Below are 22,846 nucleotides of genomic sequence, written 5' to 3'. Positions count from 1 at the left end.
ATAACGTGCCGTCGATTGTCAGGTCTTCCGAAAGCCCGATAGGATAGGTCAGCTTCCGAAGGGGCTCTAGATTGCAGGTTTCAGGGCTATGCCCGGCGATCGGCGAAGAGAAGGGCCCGCTAACAATAATAATGGGGGAAAGGTCTATGAGTGAGCCTGTCATGGCTGTGGGCTGCCGCCGCCCGCCGGTACTGCGCCGCGTCGCGTTGCTGGCCTCGGCGCTCTCGCTGCTGGGCTCTGCGCTGTTGTCCGCGCCGGCGCTGGCCGTTGCGGCGTCGACAACCGATGTCATCTATTCCGTCGAATCGGCCAGGGCCAGCAAGACCCTGATGCTGGATGTGGTACATGCCGGCCAACGCCTGGTGGCGGTCGGTGACCGTGGGCACATTGTCTATTCGGACGACCAGGGCACCTCGTGGACCCAGGCCAAGGTGCCGACCCGCCAATTGCTAACCGCTGTGTTTTTTGTCGACGACAAGCGCGGATGGGCCGTCGGCCATGACGCACAGATCCTCGCCAGCGAAGACGGCGGCAGTACCTGGACCAAGCAATACGAAGACCTTACCCGTGAGGCGCCGCTGCTGGATGTCTGGTTCAAGGACCCCGACAACGGTTTCGCAGTGGGTGCCTACGGCGCGTTGTTGGAAACCACCGATGGCGGCAAGCACTGGGAAGACGCCAGTGATCGCCTGGAGAACGAGGATCAGTTCCACCTCAATGCCATCGCCGCCGTGAAAGACGCCGGCCTGTTCATCGTCGGCGAGGCCGGCAGCATGTTCCGCTCCGCCGACTGGGGCCAGACCTGGGAAAAGGTCGAAGGCCCGTATGAAGGTTCGTTGTTCGGCGTCATCGGTACCGCCCAGCCTTCGACATTGTTGGCCTATGGCCTGCGCGGCAATCTCTTTCGCTCCACCGATTTCGGCGGCACCTGGGAGCAGGTCGAACTCAAGGCCGCACGGGGTACGCTGGAGTTCGGTCTGTCAGGCGCGACGCTGCTGCCGGACGGTTCCATCGTGATCGTCGGCAACGGCGGCAGCGTGGCGCGCAGCACCGACGATGGAGAAAGCTTCAGCGTGTTCAACCGTCCGGACCGTATTTCCGTGGCGGCCGTCACGGCGGCAGGCAACGGCAACCTGATCCTGGCAGGACAAGGGGGCGTGCGCACCACCACCTCTACCGGCGCTGAACTGAGCAAATGAGCCGCGCATATGAGTCGGGCACAATAACAACAAGGCGGACCCCATGAGCAGTCATCACCAAGACAAGGCGACATTCCTCGAGCGCCTGATTTTCAACAACCGCCCGGCAGTGATCGTCATTTGCCTGCTGGTCAGCCTTTTCCTGTTCTGGCAGGCCACGCTGATCCGGCCGTCCACCAGCTTCGAAAAAATGATCCCCCTGGAGCATCCCTTCATCGAGAAGATGCTCGAGCATCGCAATGACCTGGCGAACCTGGGCAACACGGTGCGGATCTCCGTGGAAGCCACCAATGGCGACATTTTCTCCAAGGACTACATGGAGACTTTGCGTCAAATCCACGACGAAGTCTTCTACATCTCCGGTGTCGACCGTTCCGGCCTCAAGTCGCTGTGGAGCCCGAGCGTGCGTTGGACCGAGGTGACGGAGGAGGGTTTCGCCGGTGGCGAGGTGATCCCCCAGAGCTACAACGGCTCGGCCGACAGTCTGGACCTGCTGCGCAACAACGTGCTCAAGTCCGGCCAGGTCGGACGCCTGGTGGCGAACGATTTCAAGTCGAGCATCATCGACATCCCGTTGCTGGAGTCCTATCCGGACCCGCAGGACCAGGGCAAGCTGCTGGCGCTGGACTACCAGAAGTTCTCCCACGAACTTGAAGACAAGATCCGCAACAAGTTCGAAGCCCAGAACCCCAACGTGCAGATCCACATCGTCGGCTTCGCCAAGAAGGTCGGCGACCTGATCGATGGCCTGATCATGGTGGTGATGTTCTTCGGCGTGGCCTTCGTCATTACGCTGATCCTGCTGTACTGGTTCACGAACTGCATGCGCAGCACCATCGCGGTGCTGAGTACCACCCTGGTGGCGGTGGTGTGGCAACTGGGGCTGATGCATGCGGCGGGCTTCGGCCTGGATCCGTATTCGATGCTGGTGCCGTTCCTGATCTTCGCCATCGGCATTTCCCATGGCGTACAGAAAATCAATGGCATCGCCTTGCAGTCCAGCGAGGCGGACAACGCCCTGACGGCAGCGCGGCGGACGTTCCGGCAACTGTTCCTGCCGGGCATGATCGCGATCCTGGCGGACGCCGTCGGCTTCATTACCTTGCTGATCATCGACATCGGCGTGATCCGCGAACTGGCTATCGGTGCCTCCATTGGCGTGGCGGTGATCGTGTTTACCAACCTGATCCTGCTGCCGGTGGCGATCTCCTACGTGGGTATCAGCAAGCGCGCCATCGAGCGCAGCAAGAAAGACGCGAACCGCGAGCATCCGTTCTGGCGTGCGCTGTCCAATTTCGCCAGCGCCAGGGTTGCGCCGGTTTCCATTGCCTTGGCGGTGCTGGCCTTTGGCGGCGGCCTCTGGTACAGCCAGAACCTGAAGATCGGCGACCTGAACCAGGGCGCGCCGGAATTGCGCCCGGATTCGCGGTACAACCAGGACAACAACTTCATCATCAGCAACTATTCCACCAGCTCCGATGTACTGGTGGTGATGGTCAAGACCAAGGCCGAAGGCTGCTCGCGCTACGAAGCCATGGCGCCCATCGATGAATTGATGTGGAAAATGCAGAACACCGAGGGCGTGCAGTCGGCGATTTCCCTGGTGACCGTGTCCAAGCAAATGATCAAGGGCATGAACGAGGGCAACCTGAAATGGGAAACCCTGTCGCGCAACCCTGACGTGCTCAACAACTCCATCGCGCGGGCTGACGGTCTGTACAACAACAGCTGCTCCCTGGCGCCGGTGCTGATCTTCCTCAACGACCACAAGGCCGAGACCCTGGACCGTGCGGTGAAGGCCGTGCAGGCGTTCGCCCAGGAAAACAACCGCGATGGCCTGGAATTCATCCTGGCCGCCGGTAACGCCGGCATCGAGGCGGCCACCAACGAAGTGATCAAGGAATCGGAACTGACCATCCTGATCCTGGTGTACATCTGCGTGGCGACCATGTGCATGATCACCTTCCGATCCTGGGCGGCAACGCTGTGCATCGTGCTGCCGCTGGTGCTGACGTCGGTGCTGGGCAACGCCCTGATGGCGTTCATGGGCATCGGCGTGAAAGTCGCGACCCTGCCGGTGGTAGCGCTGGGTGTGGGGATTGGCGTGGACTACGGCATCTACATCTACAGCCGCCTGGAGAGTTTCCTGCGGGCTGGATTGCCCCTGCAGGAGGCGTACTACCAGACGCTGAAATCCACCGGCAAAGCCGTGCTGTTCACCGGCCTGTGCCTGGCGATTGGCGTCTGCACCTGGATTTTCTCGGCCATCAAGTTCCAGGCGGACATGGGGCTGATGCTGACGTTCATGCTGTTGTGGAACATGTTCGGTGCACTGTGGCTGCTGCCGGCGCTGGCGCGGTTCCTGATCAAGCCGGAAAAACTGGCGGGGCAGAAGGGCAATTCGTTGTTTGCTCATTGATTGAGGCAACAGGAAAAGTCTGTACAGAGGAAGACTTGTGGGAGCGGGCTTGCTCGCGATGGCGGACTGTCAGCGACATCTTCGCCAACTGCCCAACGCTTTCGCGAGCACGTCTGCTCCCACATAGGCTTGGGGGCAGCCTTCAGGGCGCCAACGGCAGGAACTTGCTCAGTGCCAGGGGCCTGCCGATCTGCCCGCGATACACATCCACGACCGCGTAGGGACTCTTGGCCTTGGCCAGCAGGGAGTAGTAGTGCTCCCGGCGCTGTTCCTTGGTCTTGAGGTGCGCAACGCTGAAATCGGCTTTCGGTGTGTCGGCCGTTTCGTAGTGAAAATGCGCATACCAGATCGGCCAGCCGTCGCGGTCATTGACGGCGTATTCCTGGAGAAAATCCTTGCGCTCGCCTTTCAAGGCCTTGCGCTCGCCGAGCCGGGCGACCTGTATCAGGCCTTTGTCGAACAGATAACGCAGGTTGCTGTCGGTGGGCGGCAATTTGAAACTCAGTTCGGTGCGCAGGGCACTGCCTTGGGTGGTCAAGCGGGTGATAGCGTCCGACAGCTGAGTCATCAAGGTCTGTTCGGCTGGCGTGGCCGGCTTCTGCGAGGCACGAAACGCCCTGCCGAGTTCTTCGTCGAGTCGACGAAAGCGGTTCGCCTCGTTGTTCAGGATTTCCTCGATTTCCTGGGGAAAGCGACACCGGGTCTTGTAGCCCTCGGCGCTGAGCAGGCTGTTCTCCAATTGTCCGAGCAACTTGCGCGCATCGCCCTTGATCGCCTTGAGCGAGCGGGTCCGGGGCTGTGGTGCCGGACGTTGGACTTCCACCAGGTCCCATACATCGTCGTGCTGTGAATAGGTGGCAAGCAATTTGTCGTCGACTTCGGAGCGCAGCTCGACGACCTCGATTGGCAGGGTTGTGCCGGCTGGCTTCAGGTCGCCGATCAATACGCCGCTCTTGCGTGTCCTGATGACCTTTTTCTGCGGGCGCCCGGCAAGCGTTCTGCTGCGCTTGGGTGGGCGCTTGCGCGATTGCGGTTCAGGTTTGATCTCGGCGGCCAATTTCGCGGACGCGTCTTGGTAGAGGCCTTCCACCAGCCTGAACAGCCTGCCGAAATAGGAGTTGTCCATTTCTTCGGCATTGAGGGCCTTCATGCCTTGCATGGCATCAAGCGCGGCGCCGTAGTGTTCGATCAGGCTTTCCAGCACCTGCATCTGTTCCGCTGACGTCAGCTCGTAGGTGCTCAGGTCGGACTGGGAGCGTGCCTGCTCCATCAGCAGTTGAGTGATGTTGTGCAGGCTTTCGGGAAGGTCGGAATCGGGATCCTTGAAGATCAGCGCCGCCAGTGTCGGTAATTGCAAGGCCTTGGTGGCCAGAGCCGTTCGCTCCCCCAATGGGCGGTCCCGGGTCAACCGCTCGAAGGCTTGCGCGCCGGCGGCGTCCAGGTTCAACAGCGCTTCCAGGTAACGATCCCTGAGTTCAAGCCAGTGGATCGAGCGATCGTTGATGTCACTCAACGCGTCGAGGTAATTGAAATAGTCGGGCAGGTTGCCGGGCACAGTCGCTTGGAGGGTCGAATAATCTCGTGTGAATCGGCTATAGGCGGCCTCGAGGGCGGTCATGTCGAACTCGGTGATCAGGAAAGCCTTGCGGGCATTGTTGATCACATTCTCCATCAGCGCGCGAATGATGTCGGGGGGCAGCTGCATATCGAGGCTGGCATATTCGTTTATGTTGTCCAGCAATTTCAAATAGCCGTCGGTCTGCTCCTCAAGCAGCTTGTAAAACCGCGTCCGCTTTTCCACCCGTTGCGCCTCGGTGAAGTTGCCTTCCTGGACTTTGGTCATGACTTCCTGGGCGATGTCCAAGGCTCGTTGCCGATCGGCTTCCTGGTTGTAGTGATCCATCAGTTGTTTGCTCAGTTCGGCGGCTCGCTGGGTCTTGAGCCGACGCATCTCGGCCAGGCGCTTGGGAGGCATGCCCCCACGCAGGCGCAGACGCAGGTCGATGGACCAGTTGCCTTGGGCATCCGGTTGCAACACGGGACCGTTCTGGGCCGGATCCCGCGGGGCGAGGGGGTTGACGATGACTACGCTGCCGTCCGATTCCGGGGTCACCTGATACATTTTTCCATCCACTAGGGCGTGCCAGATGTTCCGGATGACGTACAGGCCTGTGTAGGGGCCATATTTTGTTGGTTCGGGCATGGACGCCGGGCGGCTTACCTGAAAACGTTGCAGGCGGGCGAGTTGCTCCGCTGTCAACCGACGGTGGGCGCTGGCGAAGCTGAGGTCCAGGTTCCTGCTGGTGTTCTCCAAACGTGCGCCTGGCAAGGCCACGCGCCCTTCATGAATGCTCGGTGGCGCGGGCGCGGGCCACTGCTCGGGGATGATGCGCGGCGCGGGAGGGCGCATCGCCTGTTCCTTGAGCGTTTCGGGCAAGGGGGCATGAGGTGGCGCACTGAGGGAGGGGAATTGAAGCAGCAGCATGCCGAGGTTGAGCAGCAGATCGACGGCGGCGAGTTCTCGCGTCACCGCGTCTTCGCTGCTCAGCGCCGGAATGTCCTGACTGGCATTGGCCATCAGGTTCCACAGCCAGGCGGTGGCCAGGGCCGGGCCACGCAGCAGGGGCAAGAGCAGCGTGTTGAACAGCAGGCTGCCGCCATGCAGCAAAACGGCCCAGCGGCTTTCGCTGTTGGAAACCGAATCCCGGTCGGCCTGGATGACCAGGGCTCGCGCGTTACTGCCGTAAAGATACTGCATCAGCTCGCCGTTGCGCAGGAACTGCCGCAGCTCGTCGTTGACGCTGTCGATCGCCAGGGTTGCCGGGGCGGGTTTCTCGGGCAGGCTGAACTCATCGCCTTGGTAGAAGCGCACGATGTGGGGCTCCTGGAAGCCGCCATTGGCATAGATCGGGCGGGCGGCGTCGGACATCCAGGCCAGGACACTCTGCTGCAGGTCTCCGGGGGCGACGATGGCTTGCAGCAAGGCTTGGCGCGTCGGGTATTGCTGCAGCGACGGCGTATAGAGCGGGCGATACAGCACATGCGGGCCAGTGGCGATGTCCTCCGGTTCGATGATGAACATGTTCGCCACGGTATCGGGATGCGCTTCAGGCTTGCGCAGGAAGGCCAGGTGGCGGATGACCACGGGAGCGCCCATGACTCGTTGCTCATCGGCCTCGGGGTTGAGCAGGGCTTCGATCAGGGCCAGGCCTTGGCGAGTCATGCCGTTTTCGTGGTTGAGGATCTGCTTGAGGGCATCCAGGGGCAGTTGGGCGGGGATCTGCTCGGCGAATATCCGCTGGCGCTCGTGCGCTTGTGGCGCATCGTCCAGCAGCTTTTGCTGCAGGTAACGCGGGTAGGTCGTGCCGATGTCCACCTGTTCGATCAGCCCGCCCTTGCGGGTGATGAAATCCGCCGTCAGCCATACCGGCAATGCCAGCCCCTTACGATGGCTGAGCACCGGGTCCACGCCGGGCCGGGCGACGAGATTGGCAATCGCCAGTTCGGTCAGGCTGATGGTTCGTTTTTCGACGATGCCGATGGTTCCCGGATAACCCGCCGCTGCGCTGAAAGTCAGTCGCACATCGTCGGGTTGGTATTGGCTGGCCTGGGCCTTGGCCGGGCTGCGGTCGTTGGCCTTTTGCAAGACACCGAGCAGGGCATCGGCGGCGAAGGCCTTGATGTCCTGGATGTTGCTGAGAAAGGTGCGCCCCTGGTTGCGTTTCTTGGCACTGGCCAATGCCAGGCTGTATTGCTGGATTTTCGTCTTGTCGATGACGGACGCCTGTTTCAGCCAGTCCGGAATCAGGGGGGCAATCCGTGCCGATGTTTCGGGCATCGGGCGCGGGGCGTCGAGCAGGTAGCGAGCGGGGTCGCTCAGCTCGGCATAGAGTGCCTCCAGATCTGGCAGGCCAATGCGTGAGGGCAGTTGCACGGCGTCCAGGTCGGCCAGCTGTTGTTCCAGGATCATGGCCGACTGGGTTTCGAAAACGTTGCCACCGATCTCGTTGCGCTGGCAGGTCACGGTGTCCACGACGTAACGGCTGGCAATCACGGTGCCCCAATGACGCGTAAAAGCCTCCAGGGAGTCGAAGGCCTGGACAGCGCCTCCAGCACTGCAAAGCAGCAAGACCGTCGCGTTCTTCACGCAGTGGATCAGCAGGACCTCGCTGCCGGTCAATACGCTGTGGGAGCCGTCCCGAGTGAGCCGGGTCTCCAGGCTGTAGGCATGGACGGCGGCTTTTGCATGGTGCCGCAGGCGTTGTTCACGGTCCGGCCATCGGACAATCTGGTCGAGGACTTGCCGAGCTTGGCCGCCAAGGTCTTGCTGCTGCAGGCTACGGATGTGCAGCAGGTTCCTGAGTACATCGCTGAGCCACTGCCAATGGCTGGTGCCGTCCTGCCTGTCCCTCTGCGGGCTGCTGTCGATGTTGGCGTTCCAGTAACGCGTCAACGCATCCTCCAGCCCGATCGGCACACGCCAGGGCAGTTCGAGCAGCAGCTTTTCGATGACGTTCATGTCCAGCTTGCCATCGTCTGGCGCAAGGAGCCGCGGTGGTGCGTCGGACAGGAAACTGCGCCGCCCGTTGCGATCCTTGAATTGCACGGGGGTACCCTGCGCCAGGTAGTCCAGGACGCGGGCCATGAAGGGTTCGAGCAGATAGCCGCGAGAAGCCGTATCGGGCGTCGCCAGGCGGGTCCTGGAGAGGTCGAAGGCCAGCGTGGGGTATTTTTCCTTGATGGCCTGCTCGAGCATGCGTGTGGCGTACTGCTCGAAGGTGGGGCGACTGGAAAATTGCAGGCTGACGCTTTGCGCAAGCGCAAAAGGGGTGGTGGCCGGTGAGGGCAGGGTCATGGGAAGTCCTTTTCATAGGGGCGTTGGAATGACGCCTGGAAAAGTATCGACCTCTGGGACCCGTGCGGGCGGTATATAGATACCACCGGTAAGGATGACGTTTATGTCAGGCCCTGATGGGCCTGGCGGGAGATATCAGGCCGGATCGGTACCCAGCACCACGTTCAGTGCGCTGCGGGCATCGTCCAGTTGCACCAGCGTGGCATGGCGGGCGCCGAGGGCGTCGCGGTTCTCGATGGCGGTAAGGATTGCCTTGTGCCGTGGCATCGCCAGTTCATGCAGGTTGGGGCGCTGGTTGGAGTGTTTGAGCGCTTCGGCGATGGCTACCGACAACATGTTGCAAAGGTTGGCGAGCAGATCGTTGTGGGTGGCATCGGCGATGAGGCTGTGAAAGTCCAGGTCCGGTTGCAGCATGGCTTCCGGCGTCGGTGCCGCTTCCATGCGTTGGTACGCTTCACGGATGGCGGCGATGTCGGTCTCGGTGGCAAACTGCGCGGCGAGGGCGGCGGCGGCTGGCTCGATGATGCTGCGCACGCTGGTCAGTAGATTGAAGAATTCGTTTTGCGGACTGCTTTTCATCAGCCAGTGCAGCACGTCGGGGTCAAGCATGTGCCACTCCCGGCGCGGCTTGACCACCGTGCCGACCCGTGGCCGCGAGTACACCAGGCCCTTGGCGACCAGCACCCGGGTGGCCTCGCGCAAGACTGGGCGGCTGACGGCATATTCTTCGCAAAGCAGGGCTTCGGCGGGCAGTTTGTCGTCGGGCTTGAAGCGCCCCGAGACGATCTGCATGCCCAGTTCCTGGACGATGCGGGCGTGCATGCTTTTACGGTCGGAAGGTTTACGGTAGTCCATGGGACGCGTCGCGTTCCTGTGCGAGGAGTTGCTGCGCATGATAGCAGGCGCGGCGAGGGCGGGTCGCTAGTGCGATTTTGATGTCGACACGGCTCACATTGCCAGAGCCACCCCCTGTGAGGGTTAACCCTGTGGGAGCAAGGCTTGCCCGCGATAGCGATGGCGACTGATTCACCGCCATCGCGGGCAAGCCTTGCTCCCACGGAGGATCTGTGCCCCATCGGGGATGGATAGTGTCAGTGGGAGTGACGCGGTACTTCAGCGCCGCGGCAACCCACCAGGAAGTCGAAGTCGCAACCCTGGTCCGCTTGCAGCACATGGTCGATGTACAGCTGGCGATAGCCGCCGACGAGCAGTTGCTGCGGTGGTGCCAGGTCGGCCAGGCGGGCGGCGAGTTCGGCGTCGGAAATGTCCAGGTGCAGACGCCCGTTGGCACAGTCCAGTTCGATCCAGTCACCTTCCTTCACCGCCGCCAGAGGGCCGCCGGCTGCCGCTTCCGGCGCCACGTGCAGCACCACGGTGCCGTAGGCCGTGCCGCTCATGCGTGCGTCGGAAATACGCACCATGTCGGTCACACCCTGGGCCAGCAGCTTGGCCGGCAAGCCCATGTTGCCCACCTCGGCCATGCCCGGATAACCCTTGGGTCCGCAGTTCTTCATCACCAGGATTGAGTTGGCATCCACGTCCAGCTCCGGGTCATTGATCCGAGCCTTGTATTCATCGAAGTTCTCGAACACCACCGCGCGGCCGCGATGCTGCATCAGTTCGGGGGTGGCGGCGGATGGCTTGAGCACAGCACCCAGCGGCGCCAGGTTGCCGCGCAGCACGCAGATGCCGCCGTCGGCGCGGATCGGGTTGTCCAGGGTGCGGATGACTTCGTCCTGGCCGTAGATCGGCGCGTCCTTGGTGTTCTCGCCGATGCTCTTGCCATTGACTGTCAGGGCGTCCGGGTTGGGAATCAGGTTGGCCTCGCCGAGACGGCGCAGCACCGCCGGCAGGCCGCCGGCGTAGTAGAACTCTTCCATCAGGAAGCGTCCGGAGGGTTGCAGGTCGACAATGGTGGGCATGCCGCGACCGATGCGGGTCCAGTCGTCCAGGTCCAGTTGCACGCCGATGCGCCCGGCGATGGCCTTGAGGTGGATCACCGCGTTGGTGGAACCGCCGATGGCGGCGTTGACCCGGATGGCGTTCTCGAACGCCTCCTTGGTCAGGATCTTCGAGAGTCTGAGGTCTTCGCGGACCATTTCCACGGCGCGCATGCCGGACATATGGGCCAGCACATAGCGCCGTGCATCCACGGCCGGAATCGCGGCGTTGTGGGGCAGGGAGGTGCCGAGGGCCTCGGCCATGCAGGCCATGGTCGAGGCGGTGCCCATGGTATTGCAGGTGCCGGCCGAGCGGGACATGCCGCCCTCGGCCGCGAGGAAATCGTCGATAGTGATGGTGCCGGCCTTGACCTGTTCGCTCAGTTGCCAGACCACCGTGCCCGAGCCGATGTCCTGGCCCTTGTGCTTGCCGTTGAGCATCGGCCCGCCGGTGACGACGATGGCCGGTACGTCGCAACTGGCGGCGCCCATCAGCAGCGCGGGGGTGGTCTTGTCGCAACCGGTGAGCAACACCACGCCGTCAATCGGGTTGCCGCGAATCGCCTCTTCCACGTCCATGCTTGCCAGGTTGCGAGTCAGCATGGCGGTGGGGCGCAGGTTCGACTCGCCATTGGAGAACACCGGGAATTCCACCGGAAAGCCTCCGGCCTCGATCACGCCGCGCTTGACGTGGTCGGCGATTTGCCTGAAATGCGCGTTGCACGGCGTCAGCTCCGACCAGGTATTGCAGATGCCGATGATCGGCTTGCCATGGAACTGATGGTCGGCGATGCCCTGATTTTTCATCCAGCTGCGGTACATGAAGCCGTTCTTGTCGGCGGTGCCAAACCATTGGGCCGAGCGCAGGGAGGGTTTCTTATCAGACATGATCGATTCTCTTATTGTATGACTATATTGTTCCAGCATGAGCGTAACATAAGCGCAATTTGCACGGTTTGGAAGTGTTGTTGGTTAAATAGTATTACTATATAGTCGATTCAACGGAGGGGTTGTCCTGGCGTGCGTTCGCGAGAGAAATCCCCCGGTTCTATAACAACAACAATTGGAGACCGGACCCATGAGCCAGGAATTGCGGCTTATCCGTCGCATTACGCTGAAACTGATTCCCTTCCTGATCCTGCTGTACCTGATTGCCTACGTGGATCGCTCTGCGGTGGGCTTCGCCAAGTTGCACATGGGTGCCGACGTCGGCATTGGCGACGCGGCCTATGGCTTGGGGGCAGGGCTGTTTTTCATTGGCTATTTCCTGCTTGAGATACCCAGCAACCTGATGCTCGAACGCTTCGGTGCCCGGCGCTGGTTCGCCCGGATCATGGTCACCTGGGGCGCAATCACCATCGGCATGGCGTTCATCCAGGGCCCCTACAGCTTCTATGTGATGCGCTTCTTGCTGGGTGCCGCCGAAGCCGGCTTCTTCCCGGGCGTGCTGTACTACATCACCCAATGGTTCCCGGTGCGCCATCGCGGCAAGATCCTGGGTTTGTTCATTTTGTCCCAGCCGATTGCGATGATGATCACCGGCCCGGTGTCCGGTGGCTTGCTGGGCATGGACGGCATCCTGGGCCTGCACGGCTGGCAATGGCTGTTCATCGTTATCGGTCTACCGGCGGTGCTGTTGACCTGGCCGGTGCTGCGCTACCTGCCCGACGGTCCGCAGCAGGTGAAATGGATGGATCAGTCCGAGAAGGATTGGCTGACCGGTGAGCTGGAAAAAGACCTCCAGGCATACGGCCAGACCCGCCACGGTAATCCGTTGCATGCGTTGAAGGACAAGCGTGTCCTGCTCCTGGCGCTGTTCTACCTGCCGGTGACGTTGAGCATCTATGGCTTGGGCCTGTGGTTGCCGACGTTGATCAAGCAATTCGGCGGCAGTGACCTGGTGACCGGTTTCGTGTCATCGGTGCCGTATATCTTCGGCATCGTCGGCTTGCTGATTATTCCCCGCAGTTCAGACCGCTTGAACGACCGCTATGGTCATCTGGCGGTGCTCTACGTGCTGGGCGCCATTGGTCTGTTCCTCAGCGCCTGGCTGTCGGTGCCGGTGTTGCAACTGGCAGCGTTGTGCCTGGTGGCGTTTGCGCTGTTTTCCTGCACGGCAGTGTTCTGGACCCTGCCGGGGCGTTTCTTCGCCGGTGCCAGTGCGGCGGCCGGGATTGCTCTGATCAACTCGGTGGGCAACCTGGGCGGTTACATCGGGCCGTTCGTGATCGGTGCGCTGAAGGAGTACACCGGTAGTCTGGCGTCCGGGTTGTATTTCCTGTCGTGCGTGATGGTGTTTGGGCTGGTGTTGACCGGTGTGGTTTATCGACTGCTGGAGCGCAGGCACGTGCTGCCGGCGGATCAATTCGCGGCCAGCGCCCGGGGGGCGACGCGTACTTGAGACTCGAAGGCTGAGACGATCAGTGTGGGAGCGGGCTTGCTCGCGAAAGCGGTGGGTCAGCTTGCATAAATATTGACTGTGCCACCGTCTTCGCGGGCAAGCCCGCTCCCACAGTGGATTGGCGGTGTGTTCAAGGTTTGTTTACAAGGAGAGATCCATGCGTTTAGTTCAATTCGAATTACCCGGCGGCGAGCGCCGCGTCGGTGTGGTCGAGGGCGATCAAGTGCGCGAAGTGTTGGGCGCGCAAACGGTGCGGGAGCTGGCGCTGGCCGCTATCGAGGCGGGTGTGAAGCTTGAGCAGCAGGTCAATGGCTTGGGCCTGGGCGCCAGCCATGACTACACAAAGCTGCTTGCCGAGCTGCGCATCCTGTCGCCGCTGGATCATCCGGACCCGGCGCACTTGCTGGTCAGCGGCACCGGCCTGACCCACCTGGGCAGCGCCTCGGCGCGGGACAAGATGCACCAGCAGGCCGGCGACGAAAGTGCCATGACCGACACCATGCGCATCTTCAAATGGGGCGTAGAGGGCGGTAAACCCGCGGCGGGGCAGGCCGGCGTGCAACCGGAATGGTTCTACAAGGGTGACGGCAGCATCGTGGTCCGTCCGGGGCATCCGTTTCCACTGCCGCCCTTTGCCGAAGATGCCGGGGAAGAGCCGGAAATCAGCGGATTGTATGTCATCGGCTTCGACGGCAAACCCTATCGGCTGGGCTTTGCGGTGGGCAACGAATTCTCCGACCACGTGATGGAACGCAAGAATTACCTGTACCTGGCCCATTCGAAATTGCGCAGTTGCAGTTTCGGCCCGGAACTTCGCGTGGGTGAACTGCCTCAACATCTGTCCGGGACCAGTCGAATCCTGCGCAACGGCGAAGTGCTGTGGCAGAACGAATTCCTCAGCGGCGAGGCGAACATGTGCCACAGCCTCGAAAACCTGGAGTTCCACCATTTCAAGTACAGTCAGTTCTTGCGCCCAGGGGACGTCCACGTTCACTTCTTCGGCACCGCGACCCTGTCGTTCGCCGACGGCATCCGCACCCAGCCGGGGGATGTGTTCGAGATCAGCCAGGCCGAGTTCGGCGCACCGTTGGTCAATGGCATTGCCCCGGTGGACGCAGTGTTCAACCCGGGTACTATCGGCACACTTTAAGAGGAGACTTGCGATGAACCAGATCCTTGGCCACAACTACATCGGTGGGGCGCGAAGCGCGGCCGGTCAGACCCGTCTGCAGAGCGTCGATGCGAGCACCGGCGAAGCCTTGCCCGGCGAATTCATCCAGGCCACGGCAGAAGAAGTCGACGCCGCCGCCAAAGCCGCCGCTGCCGCTTATCCGACTTATCGCAGCTTGAGCGCGGTGCGTCGGGCCGAGTTCCTCGACGCCATTGCCGATGAGCTGGACGCCTTGGGTGATGAGTTCGTCGCTGTGGTGTGCCGTGAAACCGCCTTGCCGGCGGCGCGTATCCAGGGCGAGCGCGGTCGTACCAGCGGCCAGATGCGCCTGTTCGCCAAAGTCCTGCGCCGGGGTGATTTTTATGGCGCACGCATCGACCGAGCGTTGCCTGAGCGTACACCACTGCCACGCCCCGATCTGCGCCAGTACCGCATCGGCCTGGGCCCGGTGGCGGTGTTCGGTGCGAGTAACTTTCCGTTGGCGTTCTCCACCGCCGGTGGCGATACCGCGTCGGCCCTGGCCGCCGGTTGCCCGGTGGTGTTCAAGGCCCACAGCGGCCACATGGCGACGGCCGAATGGGTGGCGGACGCGATCATCCGCGCCGCCGAGAAAACCTCGATGCCGGCCGGTGTGTTCAACATGATCTATGGCGGTGGCGTCGGCGAGTGGCTGGTCAAGCATCCGGCGATCCAGGCCGTGGGCTTCACCGGTTCCCTGCGCGGTGGTCGTGCTCTGTGCGACATGGCGGCGGCACGCCCACAGCCGATCCCGGTGTTTGCCGAGATGTCGAGCATCAACCCGGTGATCGTGTTGCCCAAGGCCTTGGACACCCGCGCCGAAACCGTCGCCCGCGACCTGACCGCTTCGGTGGTGCAGGGGTGCGGCCAGTTCTGCACCAACCCCGGCCTGGTGATCGGTATCCGCTCGCCGCAGTTCACCGCGTTCACCCAACAAGTGGCCGCGCTGATCGGCGACCAGGCGCCGCAGACCATGCTTAATGCCGGTACGCTGCAAAGCTATGGCAAAGGCCTGCAAAAACTGCTGGCTCACCCCGGCATCGAGCATCTGGCCGGGCGCGAGCAGCAGGGCAACCAGGCCCAGCCGCAGTTGTTCAAGGCTGACGCCAGCCTGCTGATCAACGGTGACGAGGCACTGCAGGAAGAAGTGTTTGGTCCGACCACGGTATTCGTCGAAGTGGCCGATCAGGCCCAACTCACTGCTGCGCTCAATGGTCTGCACGGCCAGTTGACCGCGACGATCATTGGCGAACCGGCGGATTTCGAAAAGTTCGGCGAGTTGACGCCGTTGCTGGAGCAGAAAGTCGGTCGCATCCTGCTCAACGGTTATCCGACCGGTGTCGAAGTGTGTGACTCGATGGTCCATGGCGGGCCGTACCCGGCCACGTCCGATGCCCGTGGCACGTCGGTGGGTACGTTGGCGATCGACCGCTTCCTGCGGCCTGTGTGCTTCCAGAACTACCCCGACAGCCTGCTGCCGGAACCGCTGAAGAATGCCAACCCGTTGGGGATCCTGCGGTTGGTGGATGGGGTGATGGGGCGCGAAGGGCTCTGAGCCTTGGGGTGGCCGGCACGTTGTGGTTGGATGTGCCGGTCTCTTCGCGAGCAAGCCCGCTCCCACAGGGATCAGCGGTGCCACATACCACAACAAATCCTTGTGGGAGCGGGCTTGCTCGCGAAGGCGATGGCCCTGGCAACAGCCTATCCGGAGCCTGACCCCGGACCCACCTCCACATTGGGTTATCATGCCGGCTTTCCCCAAGAACGACTGATCGCCATGACTGCCCAGACCGACACCTTGCTGCAAGCCCTCGAATCCTGCGACATGCTGATCATCGACGGGCTGCACGCTTTCGATTTTTCCTTCGATGAACAGGACCAATTGCACGTCGAGTGCATGAACGGTCGTACCCTGGAACGTTGGCGTTTCACCCCGGCGCAAATGCAGGCCGCGACGTTCGACAAGGCTGCGAATCACTGGATCATCTCCAGCGATTCGGGCGACCACCAATTGGAGTGCGTGGAAGCGACCAGCGGCCACAATGATGAGGATGACGAACATGAAGATGCGTAGTCTCTGGCCGCTGTTGATGGCCGGCAGCGTGGGCGCCATGGGTGTCCAGGCGGACACCGAAGAGCGCCATCAACTGTTGGTGGGTTCCTACACCGCCGGCCAGAGCCAGGGTCTCTATCGCCTTCAGTTCGACAGCCGCACCGGCCAACTCGATGCCAAGCCGTTGCAGGTGATCAAGACTGACAATCCGTCGTGGTTGACCCTTTCGCCGGACATGAGCCGCCTGTTCGTGGTCAACGAAAACGGGCCGGGTCAGAAGGATCCGGTGGGCAAGGTCAGCAGCTATGCCATCGATCCCAAGACCCATGAACTGAGCCTGATCAACCAGGTGCAGTCTCTGGGCAACGAGCCGACCCATTCCAGCCTCAGCGGCGACCGCCGGCATTTGCTGGTGAGCAACTATTCGGTGATGGAAGACCCGGGCGGCACCCTGGCGGTGTTGCCGGTGGGCGCCGACGGCAAGCTTGCGCCCCCGGTGCAGCTGAGCAGCCATCAGCCGAGCCGGGTCAATCCCGAGCGGCAGAGGTCGGCCCATGTTCACTCGGCGGTGTCCTCTCCCGATGGCCACTATGTATTCGCCAACGACCTGGGGGCGGACAAGGTGTTCGTCTACCGCTACGACCCCAAGGCCAACCCCGAACTGCCGCTGACCGCCGCCGACCCGGCCTTCGTCCAATTGCCACCCGGCAGCGGGCCGCGCCATCTGTTGTTCAGCGCCGATGGCAAGCACGCCTGGCTGACCCTGGAGATGAGCGCACAGGTCGCGGTGTTCGAGTACCGCGAGGGCCAACTGACCCAGCGCCAATTGGTCGACCTGGCGCCGGGTAAGCCGCAGGCGGGCAGGGCGGCGGCTGCGCTGCACGCCTCGAAGGATGGAAAGTTCCTGTACGTGAGCAATCGGGGGACCAGCAACGAAGTGCTGGTGTTCGCCATCGACCCGGCCGCCGGTACGCTCAAAGAACTTCAGCGCCGCTCCGTGGAAGGGGACCATCCGCGAGAGTTCAGTCTGGATCCGAGTGAAAAATTCATGCTGATCGGCAACCAGAAGAGCAATCAGATCGTGGTGGTGGAGCGCGATCTCAAGACCGGTCTGCTGGGTAAAACCGTGCAGAAGCTGGCGATGGATGCACCGAGCGATCTGAAATTCATACTGCGTCAATAGACCGCAGGCCCCGTTTTTCGGGGCCTGCGCCGTTGTATCAATGAGGCTGATATTCGCTAGCAGTGCAAAGCATTTCAAGACGAGACGCCTCGGCGCGTAAGTTTGCTTCACGGCCCAACCGGGCAAGACAGCCAACTGAATCCGAGGATACCGCCATGAACCTTAACCTTTTTTCCGTGATCGCCGCTTCCGCTATCTCCGCCACCGTGGCATTGCCAGCCAGTGCCAGCATCGAGATCAGCGACAAGAAAAATCGCACCCAGACCTACACCGAGAAATACCTGCAACAAAGCGCCAACTTCTACGCCGCCCTGGATCACAAGTCCCAACACTGAGCGACGTGCGACCTCTGAAGCCTGCGATCTTTTCATCTTTCAAGAAGAGAAAAGATCGCAGGCTTCGTCGTTTTCATAAGGCGCTTCAGGGTGTTCTGAAAATCCCGCTGTAATATCACATGGCCATGTGTTTAAATTTGACGCTGAAAAATTGACTCCTCCTCACAAGGATCAACACCATGGCGATGCGTCTGGCAATGATGCTGCTGTTCCTCTATTCCACCCCGATTGTTTCTGCCGCCCAGCCGGTTCCCGGCGAGCCGGAAGCGGCGCGTGAGCGATTACTCAGCTTGCTGCAAGAGTGATCGGGTGAATCAGTCAAGCCGCAGTCCTTGTGGGAGCGAGCCTGCTCGCTCCCACAAGGTCCACAGGTATTCAGCCGTCTTACTTGACCTCCACCGTACTCAGCCCATTCCCTTGACGATGCACCCGAATCTGCACCGGGATCCGCTCATGCATTTCCTGCACATGGGAAATGACCGCGACCTTGCGTCCCTGGGCCTGTAAGCCGTCGAGGGCATCCATTGCCAATTGCAGGGACTCAGGATCGAGGCTGCCGAAGCCTTCATCGATGAACAGCGATTCGATTCTCAGCGTATTGGACGCCATCGAGGCCAGGCCCAGGGCCAGGGCGAGGGACACCAGGAAGGTTTCGCCGCCGGACAATGAATGCACCGAGCGCAGCTCATCACCCATTTCCGTGTCCAGCACCAACAGACCGAGCATGCTGCCGCCGCGCTTGAGCCGGTAGCGTCGCACCAGTTGTCGCAGTTGGGCGTTGGCGTGGTGCACCAGCAAGTCGAGGTTGTAGGCCTGGGCCAGTTTGCGGAAGCGATCGCCGGTGGCCGAGCCGATCAGTGCATCCAGTCGCGCCCAGCGCTGGTATTCGGCGTAAGCCTGTTCGATTTGCAAGGCCAGGGCCTGGTTGGCGTTCTGCCGGCGTTGGTCTTCGGCTTGCTGGGCGCGTAGTTCGGCGCACTGCTGTTCGCTGGCGTCACATTGTGTCTGCAGTTCGTTGAGGGCATCGACCAATTGTTCCAGCGACAGATGGCCGTTGTGCTGGGCCTGATGGTTCTGCAAACGCTGCTCACGTTCGGTCAGCAGCACACGGGCCTGTTCGATGGCTTTCTCGGTGTTGAGCAGTCGCTGGCGCAATTGCCCGACGTGTTGCTCGTCCAGGCCGAGCAGCGCTTCAAGGGCGGCGTCGTCCAGCTCCGGATGGGAGGTGCGCCATTGGGCAATGCCGGTGGCCAGCGCCTGACATTCCGCCTCCAGCGCCAGCGCCTGTTCCTGGCGGGCCTTGAGTTCGGTGGCCAGTTGCACGAGGCTGTTGCGCAGCTCGTGCAGTTGCTGGTTGGCCGTCGCCTCGGCGGCGCGTGCCTGCTCCAGGGCCTGGTCGAGCTGCTGCTGCCACTGTTCGGCGCTGGCGTGATCGCCCAGCAATTGTGTGAGTCTTTGTTGGCAAGCCTGCCGTTGCTCGGTCAAGGCCTGGAGTTGCTGGCGCGCCGACTCCAGTTGCTGGGTCCGGGTCTGCTGGCGGTCCTGTTCTTTCTCCAGGGTTTGCTGGCGCTGGAGCTGTTCGCTGAGTTCCTCGCGCTGCTGTTCCAGCTGCTCCAGACGCTGGGCGATCTGCCGGTCCAGCTGCAGGAAGGTGGCGGCGGGTTCGGTGCGCAGGGCTTGCAGGGTGTCGGCGGGCAGCAAGGTGCTGAAATGGCTCAGCTCCTCGTCCAGGCGCTGACGGTCGTGGGCCAGTTCCTGTCGCTGCTTATCCAGGTGTTGGGTTGCCTGCTGGCTCGCCGTTTCAGCGCTGCGCAGGCGTTGAGTCAGGCGCGAAGCGTCCTGTTGCAGGGTCAGGAGGGCGGCTTGTCGTTGTTCATCCTGGGTGATGCGTTGGTGGAGCTGGTTGTTCTGCTGGGTCAGCCAGGCCTCGCGTCGGATCCCGTCCTGCGCCAGCAGTGGCGCGGACAGCGGATGGGCTTCAAGGCTGGGGGCCAGGCCTTGCTGCTGGCTGGCGAGCTGTTCCTGTTGCTGGCGCAGCTCTTTGAGCTGGGCGATGACGCCGCTGTATCGGGCGCGCAGGTCGATGACCTTTTCATTGAGCAGGTCGACGGCTTTGCGGGCGTTGGCCTCTTCATGCTCATCATGACGGCCGAGGCTTTGCAGCAGGGCCTCGGGTTGATGGTAAGGATGCTCGACGCTGCCGCACACCGGGCAGGGCTGGTCGTCCTGGAGTTGGGCCCGCAGTTGCTCAACGCTTTCGCTACGGGCCAGGCGTTGGCGCTCCAACAGTTCACGGGTGACCGTCAGGGTCTGTTCGGCAAGCGCCAGCTCGGCCTTGGCTTCACTGCCCTCGCGCACCAGCCGGTCGCGCTCCTGCAACGCCTGTTGCTGGCGTTGTTCCAGTTCGGCATTGCGCTTGTCCAGCTCTTGCTGTTGGGCCCACAGCCGCGTCAGCTCCTCGAACGCACGCTGTTGTTTGCGGTTGTCCTGTAGCAGGTTGCCAAGCAACTGGATCTGTTCGGCCACTGCTTCGGGCTCGGCACCGGCTTCCTTGTAGAGCACTTCCAGTTCTTGCCGGCGGGCCGTCAACTCCTCGCTGGCGCTGGCGGCGTTTTGCTCCAGGGCGGCGAGTTCGGCCTGGCCCTTGTTCAGGCGATTGCCGATCAGCATCAGTTGCTGGAGGCGATCGCGATAGGCATTCCAAGCGTCACTCAACGGGGCGAGGTGCAGGCTCTGCTCCAGCTCATCGGCGATGCGCTGTAAGCGCCCGGCCACCTGCCGTTGCTGTTCCTGCAAGGTTTCAAGGGTGTGCTGGCCCTCGGTGCAGGCTTGTTGGGCCTGCTGTTGGCGCTCGGCGCCCTGGTCGGCGTCACTGGACAGGCGGGCTAGGGTGCTCTGCTCTTCGAAAGCCTGGCGCAGCAACGGCGCGCTGTCGGTGCTTTGCTGGCGGGCCGCAACCAACGCCAGTTGCGCTGCACCCAGGGCCTTTTCCAGTTGCGTCTGTCGTTCGGTCAGGTCGATCTGTTGCAGGCTGAGTTGCTGGATCTGTGCCGCCAGGGGCGCCAGTTGCCGGGTCAGTTCCGTCTGGCGGATGAACTGATGCCGCTGGGGCGCCAGTTGCTCCAGGCGAGTCAGTTTCAGGCGGTCGTCCGCCAGGGCGTTCCATTCGGCCTGGGCCTGTTGCAGTTGCTCGGTGGCGCTGGCGTGTTCGTCCTGCAGCTGGCGCAGGTCCTTGAGCCAGGTGTGCTGCTGCTCCAGTTGCTTGAGTTGTGCCTGCTGGGTCTTGAGCCGTTGCTGGGCTTCGTTGAAATGCTGGTCCAGCTCCGCGCGTGCTTCAGGTGCCAATGGCGTGACGCCAGTGGCCTGCTCCTGCAATTGCCGGTGGTATTCCTTGGCGTGCTTGGCCTTGTCGAAGGCCCGCCGGCCGAGCCGAGTGTACAGGGCGGTGTCGGTGAGCTTTTCCAGCAGCTCGCTGCGTTCGTTGTCATCGGCCTTGAGAAAGGCGCTGAACTCACTCTGCGCCAACAGCACGGCGCGGGTGAACTGCTCAAAGTTCAGGCCCAGGACCGCTTCGAGCTGAGTCTTGTATTCACTTTTCTGGCTTGCCAGCAATTGATCGTTGTCCAGGTCCCGCAGGCTCTGGCGGCTGGCTTGCAGTTTGCCGCCAGCCTTTTCCCGGGCGCGATTGGCCTCCCAGCGGGCGCGATAGCGGCGCCCGTCGATGCCCCGGAAATCCACTTCGGCGTAGCCCTCGCCGGTGCCGCGGCGCAACAGCGTGCGTGGGTCGCCCGTGGCGATCTCGCCGTCGGCATCCGGGACCTTGGCGTCGCGCCCGGTGTTGTTGAGGCGCGGTACGGCCCCGAACAACGCCAGGCACAGTGCGTCGAGCAACGTGCTCTTGCCGGCGCCCGTCGGGCCGGTGATGGCGAACAGGCCGGCGCTGGCGAGGGGTTCGGCGGTGAAATCGATGTCGAACGGGCCAGCCAGGGAGGCGAGGTTCTTGAGGCGGATCGCAAGGATCTTCATGGCTGCTCGTCCTCCATCTGCACGTCCTGCAACAGCGCGGCAAAATCCTGGAGTGTCTGTTCGTCCACTTCGTTGCCATAGGTGTCCTGCCAGGCGCGGCTGAACAGCTCGTGCGGGCTCAGTTGATCCAGCTCGATCAGCGCCGCGTCGTCATCGGCGCGCCCGGCATCGCCGGTGCCGGCGTACTCGGCGGCGATCCGCACCAGGCGCACGGCTTTGCCTTGCAGTGCACTTTCCACCTGGTGGCGCAGGTCTGGTTGCGGTTCGTCGAGGCGTATCCGCACTTCCAGCCAGGGTTGGCGTTGGACATCGGCCAGCAGGTCGACGTCGGGCAATTCCTTGAGTTGCACCAGGATCTCGGCGAGGGGCGCCGGGCCCAGGCGTTGCAGATTGACGGCACGGGGAATCAACCGTGGCTCGACCTTCGCCAGGGTTTCGCCGTCCAGGGTGATGTCCAGGATCTGATGTTGATAGCCGATCTCGGAGAACGACAGAGGAATTGGCGAGCCGCTGTAGCGGATGCGTTCCTCGCCGTTGACCTTCTGTGGCTTGTGCAAATGACCGAGGGCAACGTAGCTGATGCTCGGGCCGAACAGGCTGGCGGGCAGGGCCTCGGCGTTGCCGATGATCAGGCTGCGCTCCGAGTCTTCGGACACGGAACCGCCGGCCATGTGGGCGTGACTGACGGCAATGAGTGCCTGGCCTTTCTTGCGCTTGGCGTTGGCAGCGGCGATCAGCCACTCGTGGACCTGACCGATGCCTCGCAGGTAATCATCCCCCAGTTGCGCGCCGGTCACTTCGGCGGGACGCAGGAACGGCAGGGCCAGGCACCACGCCTTGACCTTGCCCTTGGCGTCGGGCAGCGGCAGCAACAGGCGCTCGACGTCCAGTTGTCCGTCGTCCAGCCACAACACCCGGCCCAGGGCATGGGTACGCAACCGCCGCATCAGGGGGGCGGGCAGTTCGATCCGTGAGCCGGAGTCATGGTTACCGGCAATCATCACGATGGTCAGGTTGGGGGTTTGTTCATGGGCGCTGACGATGAAGTCGTACAGCCGCTCCTGGGCTTTGACCGGTGGGTTCACGGTGTCGAAGATATCCCCGGCGATCAGCAGTACGTCGGGTTTTTCACTGGCCAACTGGCGCAGCAGCCACTGGAGGAAACACGCGTGCTCGAAATCGCGCTCCTGGCCGTGCAGGTTTTGCCCCAGGTGCCAGTCGGAGGTGTGGAACAGACGCAAGGTGA

Annotated in this window: 14 protein-coding genes; 9 read left to right on the top strand and 5 right to left on the bottom strand. The window is 62.3% G+C overall.

What is annotated here, in order from left to right; all coding sequences use genetic code 11:
- Nucleotides 1–146 precede the first annotated feature (146 nt).
- A complete protein-coding gene (locus AD666_RS16035; protein WP_053153787.1) occupies nt 147–1,199 on the top strand; it encodes a YCF48-related protein in 1,053 nt (350 codons plus the stop codon).
- Between the two features lie 43 nt (nt 1,200–1,242).
- Complete coding sequence (locus AD666_RS16030) at nt 1,243–3,618, top strand: RND family transporter (RefSeq protein ID WP_053153785.1); 2,376 nt, start codon at nt 1,243–1,245, stop codon at nt 3,616–3,618.
- A 142-nt stretch (nt 3,619–3,760) separates the two neighbouring features.
- Here the strand turns inward: AD666_RS16030 and AD666_RS16025 are convergent, their stop codons facing one another.
- The 3 genes from AD666_RS16025 to AD666_RS16015 form a co-directional block, all read right to left on the bottom strand.
- On the bottom strand, nt 3,761–8,473 hold the full coding sequence (locus AD666_RS16025; RefSeq protein WP_053153782.1) for a dermonecrotic toxin domain-containing protein: 4,713 nt from the start codon (nt 8,471–8,473) through the stop codon (nt 3,761–3,763).
- 135 nt (nt 8,474–8,608) lie between these two features.
- Nucleotides 8,609–9,328: a FadR/GntR family transcriptional regulator gene (locus AD666_RS16020; RefSeq protein WP_053153778.1), complete on the bottom strand. Its 720-nt coding sequence runs from the start codon at nt 9,326–9,328 to the stop codon at nt 8,609–8,611.
- 236 nt (nt 9,329–9,564) lie between these two features.
- A complete protein-coding gene (locus AD666_RS16015) occupies nt 9,565–11,301 on the bottom strand; it encodes an IlvD/Edd family dehydratase (protein WP_053153775.1) in 1,737 nt (578 codons plus the stop codon).
- A 190-nt stretch (nt 11,302–11,491) separates the two neighbouring features.
- On the opposite strand from AD666_RS16015, the gene AD666_RS16010 reads away from it, so the two are divergent.
- The 7 genes from AD666_RS16010 to AD666_RS26800 all read left to right on the top strand — a co-directional run bounded on the left by AD666_RS16010 (nt 11,492) and on the right by AD666_RS26800 (nt 17,879).
- The gene (locus AD666_RS16010) at nt 11,492–12,814 is read left to right on the top strand and encodes an MFS transporter (protein WP_053153772.1); all 1,323 of its coding nucleotides are present in this window, start codon (nt 11,492–11,494) and stop codon (nt 12,812–12,814) included.
- Between the two features lie 157 nt (nt 12,815–12,971).
- Nucleotides 12,972–13,964, top strand: a complete 993-nt coding sequence (araD1, locus tag AD666_RS16005; RefSeq protein ID WP_053153770.1) for an AraD1 family protein — start codon at nt 12,972–12,974, stop codon at nt 13,962–13,964.
- A 13-nt stretch (nt 13,965–13,977) separates the two neighbouring features.
- The gene (locus AD666_RS16000) at nt 13,978–15,558 is read left to right on the top strand and encodes an aldehyde dehydrogenase (NADP(+)) (RefSeq protein WP_053153767.1); all 1,581 of its coding nucleotides are present in this window, start codon (nt 13,978–13,980) and stop codon (nt 15,556–15,558) included.
- Between the two features lie 222 nt (nt 15,559–15,780).
- Entirely contained in the window at nt 15,781–16,077 is a 297-nt protein-coding gene (locus AD666_RS15995; RefSeq protein WP_053155336.1) for a DUF5629 family protein, read from the top strand.
- A complete protein-coding gene (locus AD666_RS15990) occupies nt 16,064–17,239 on the top strand; it encodes a lactonase family protein (protein ID WP_053153764.1) in 1,176 nt (391 codons plus the stop codon). The genes AD666_RS15995 and AD666_RS15990 overlap by 14 nt, the downstream gene beginning before the upstream one ends.
- Nucleotides 17,240–17,394: 155 nt before the next feature.
- Nucleotides 17,395–17,574 carry a hypothetical protein gene (locus AD666_RS15985; protein WP_053153761.1) on the top strand — a complete coding sequence of 60 codons (180 nt, stop codon included), beginning with the start codon at nt 17,395–17,397 and terminating at the stop codon, nt 17,572–17,574.
- A 179-nt stretch (nt 17,575–17,753) separates the two neighbouring features.
- Complete coding sequence (locus AD666_RS26800; RefSeq protein ID WP_256222672.1) at nt 17,754–17,879, top strand: hypothetical protein; 126 nt, start codon at nt 17,754–17,756, stop codon at nt 17,877–17,879.
- Between the two features lie 79 nt (nt 17,880–17,958).
- Here AD666_RS26800 and AD666_RS15980 read toward each other — a convergent pair whose 3' ends face one another.
- Nucleotides 17,959–21,600, bottom strand: a complete 3,642-nt coding sequence (locus AD666_RS15980; RefSeq protein WP_053153758.1) for an AAA family ATPase — start codon at nt 21,598–21,600, stop codon at nt 17,959–17,961.
- On the bottom strand, nt 21,597–22,841 hold the full coding sequence (locus AD666_RS15975; protein WP_053153755.1) for an exonuclease SbcCD subunit D C-terminal domain-containing protein: 1,245 nt from the start codon (nt 22,839–22,841) through the stop codon (nt 21,597–21,599). Before AD666_RS15975 ends, AD666_RS15980 begins: the two co-directional genes overlap by 4 nt.
- Nucleotides 22,842–22,846 lie beyond the last annotated feature (5 nt).

This window comes from Pseudomonas sp. Pf153 (assembly GCF_001269775.1).
Taxonomy (GTDB): Bacteria; Pseudomonadota; Gammaproteobacteria; order Pseudomonadales; family Pseudomonadaceae; genus Aquipseudomonas; species Aquipseudomonas uvaldensis.
Note: the sequence above shows the minus strand (reverse complement) of the source record. Positions and strands in the feature narration are given on the sequence as shown.

Excerpts from the sequence above, each read along its gene's own strand:
- AD666_RS16035 (WP_053153787.1), top strand. The coding sequence starts at position 147 with ATGAGTGAGCCTGTCATGGCTGTGGGCTGCCGCCGCCCGCCGGTACTG.
- AD666_RS16030 (WP_053153785.1), top strand. The coding sequence starts at position 1,243 with ATGAGCAGTCATCACCAAGACAAGGCGACATTCCTCGAGCGCCTGATT.
- AD666_RS16025 (WP_053153782.1), bottom strand. The coding sequence starts at position 8,473 with ATGACCCTGCCCTCACCGGCCACCACCCCTTTTGCGCTTGCGCAAAGC.
- AD666_RS16020 (WP_053153778.1), bottom strand. The coding sequence starts at position 9,328 with ATGGACTACCGTAAACCTTCCGACCGTAAAAGCATGCACGCCCGCATC.
- AD666_RS16015 (WP_053153775.1), bottom strand. The coding sequence starts at position 11,301 with ATGTCTGATAAGAAACCCTCCCTGCGCTCGGCCCAATGGTTTGGCACC.
- AD666_RS16010 (WP_053153772.1), top strand. The coding sequence starts at position 11,492 with ATGAGCCAGGAATTGCGGCTTATCCGTCGCATTACGCTGAAACTGATT.
- araD1 (WP_053153770.1), top strand. The coding sequence starts at position 12,972 with ATGCGTTTAGTTCAATTCGAATTACCCGGCGGCGAGCGCCGCGTCGGT.
- AD666_RS16000 (WP_053153767.1), top strand. The coding sequence starts at position 13,978 with ATGAACCAGATCCTTGGCCACAACTACATCGGTGGGGCGCGAAGCGCG.
- AD666_RS15995 (WP_053155336.1), top strand. The coding sequence starts at position 15,781 with ATGACTGCCCAGACCGACACCTTGCTGCAAGCCCTCGAATCCTGCGAC.
- AD666_RS15990 (WP_053153764.1), top strand. The coding sequence starts at position 16,064 with ATGAAGATGCGTAGTCTCTGGCCGCTGTTGATGGCCGGCAGCGTGGGC.
- AD666_RS15985 (WP_053153761.1), top strand. The coding sequence starts at position 17,395 with ATGAACCTTAACCTTTTTTCCGTGATCGCCGCTTCCGCTATCTCCGCC.
- AD666_RS26800 (WP_256222672.1), top strand. The coding sequence starts at position 17,754 with ATGGCGATGCGTCTGGCAATGATGCTGCTGTTCCTCTATTCCACCCCG.
- AD666_RS15980 (WP_053153758.1), bottom strand. The coding sequence starts at position 21,600 with ATGAAGATCCTTGCGATCCGCCTCAAGAACCTCGCCTCCCTGGCTGGC.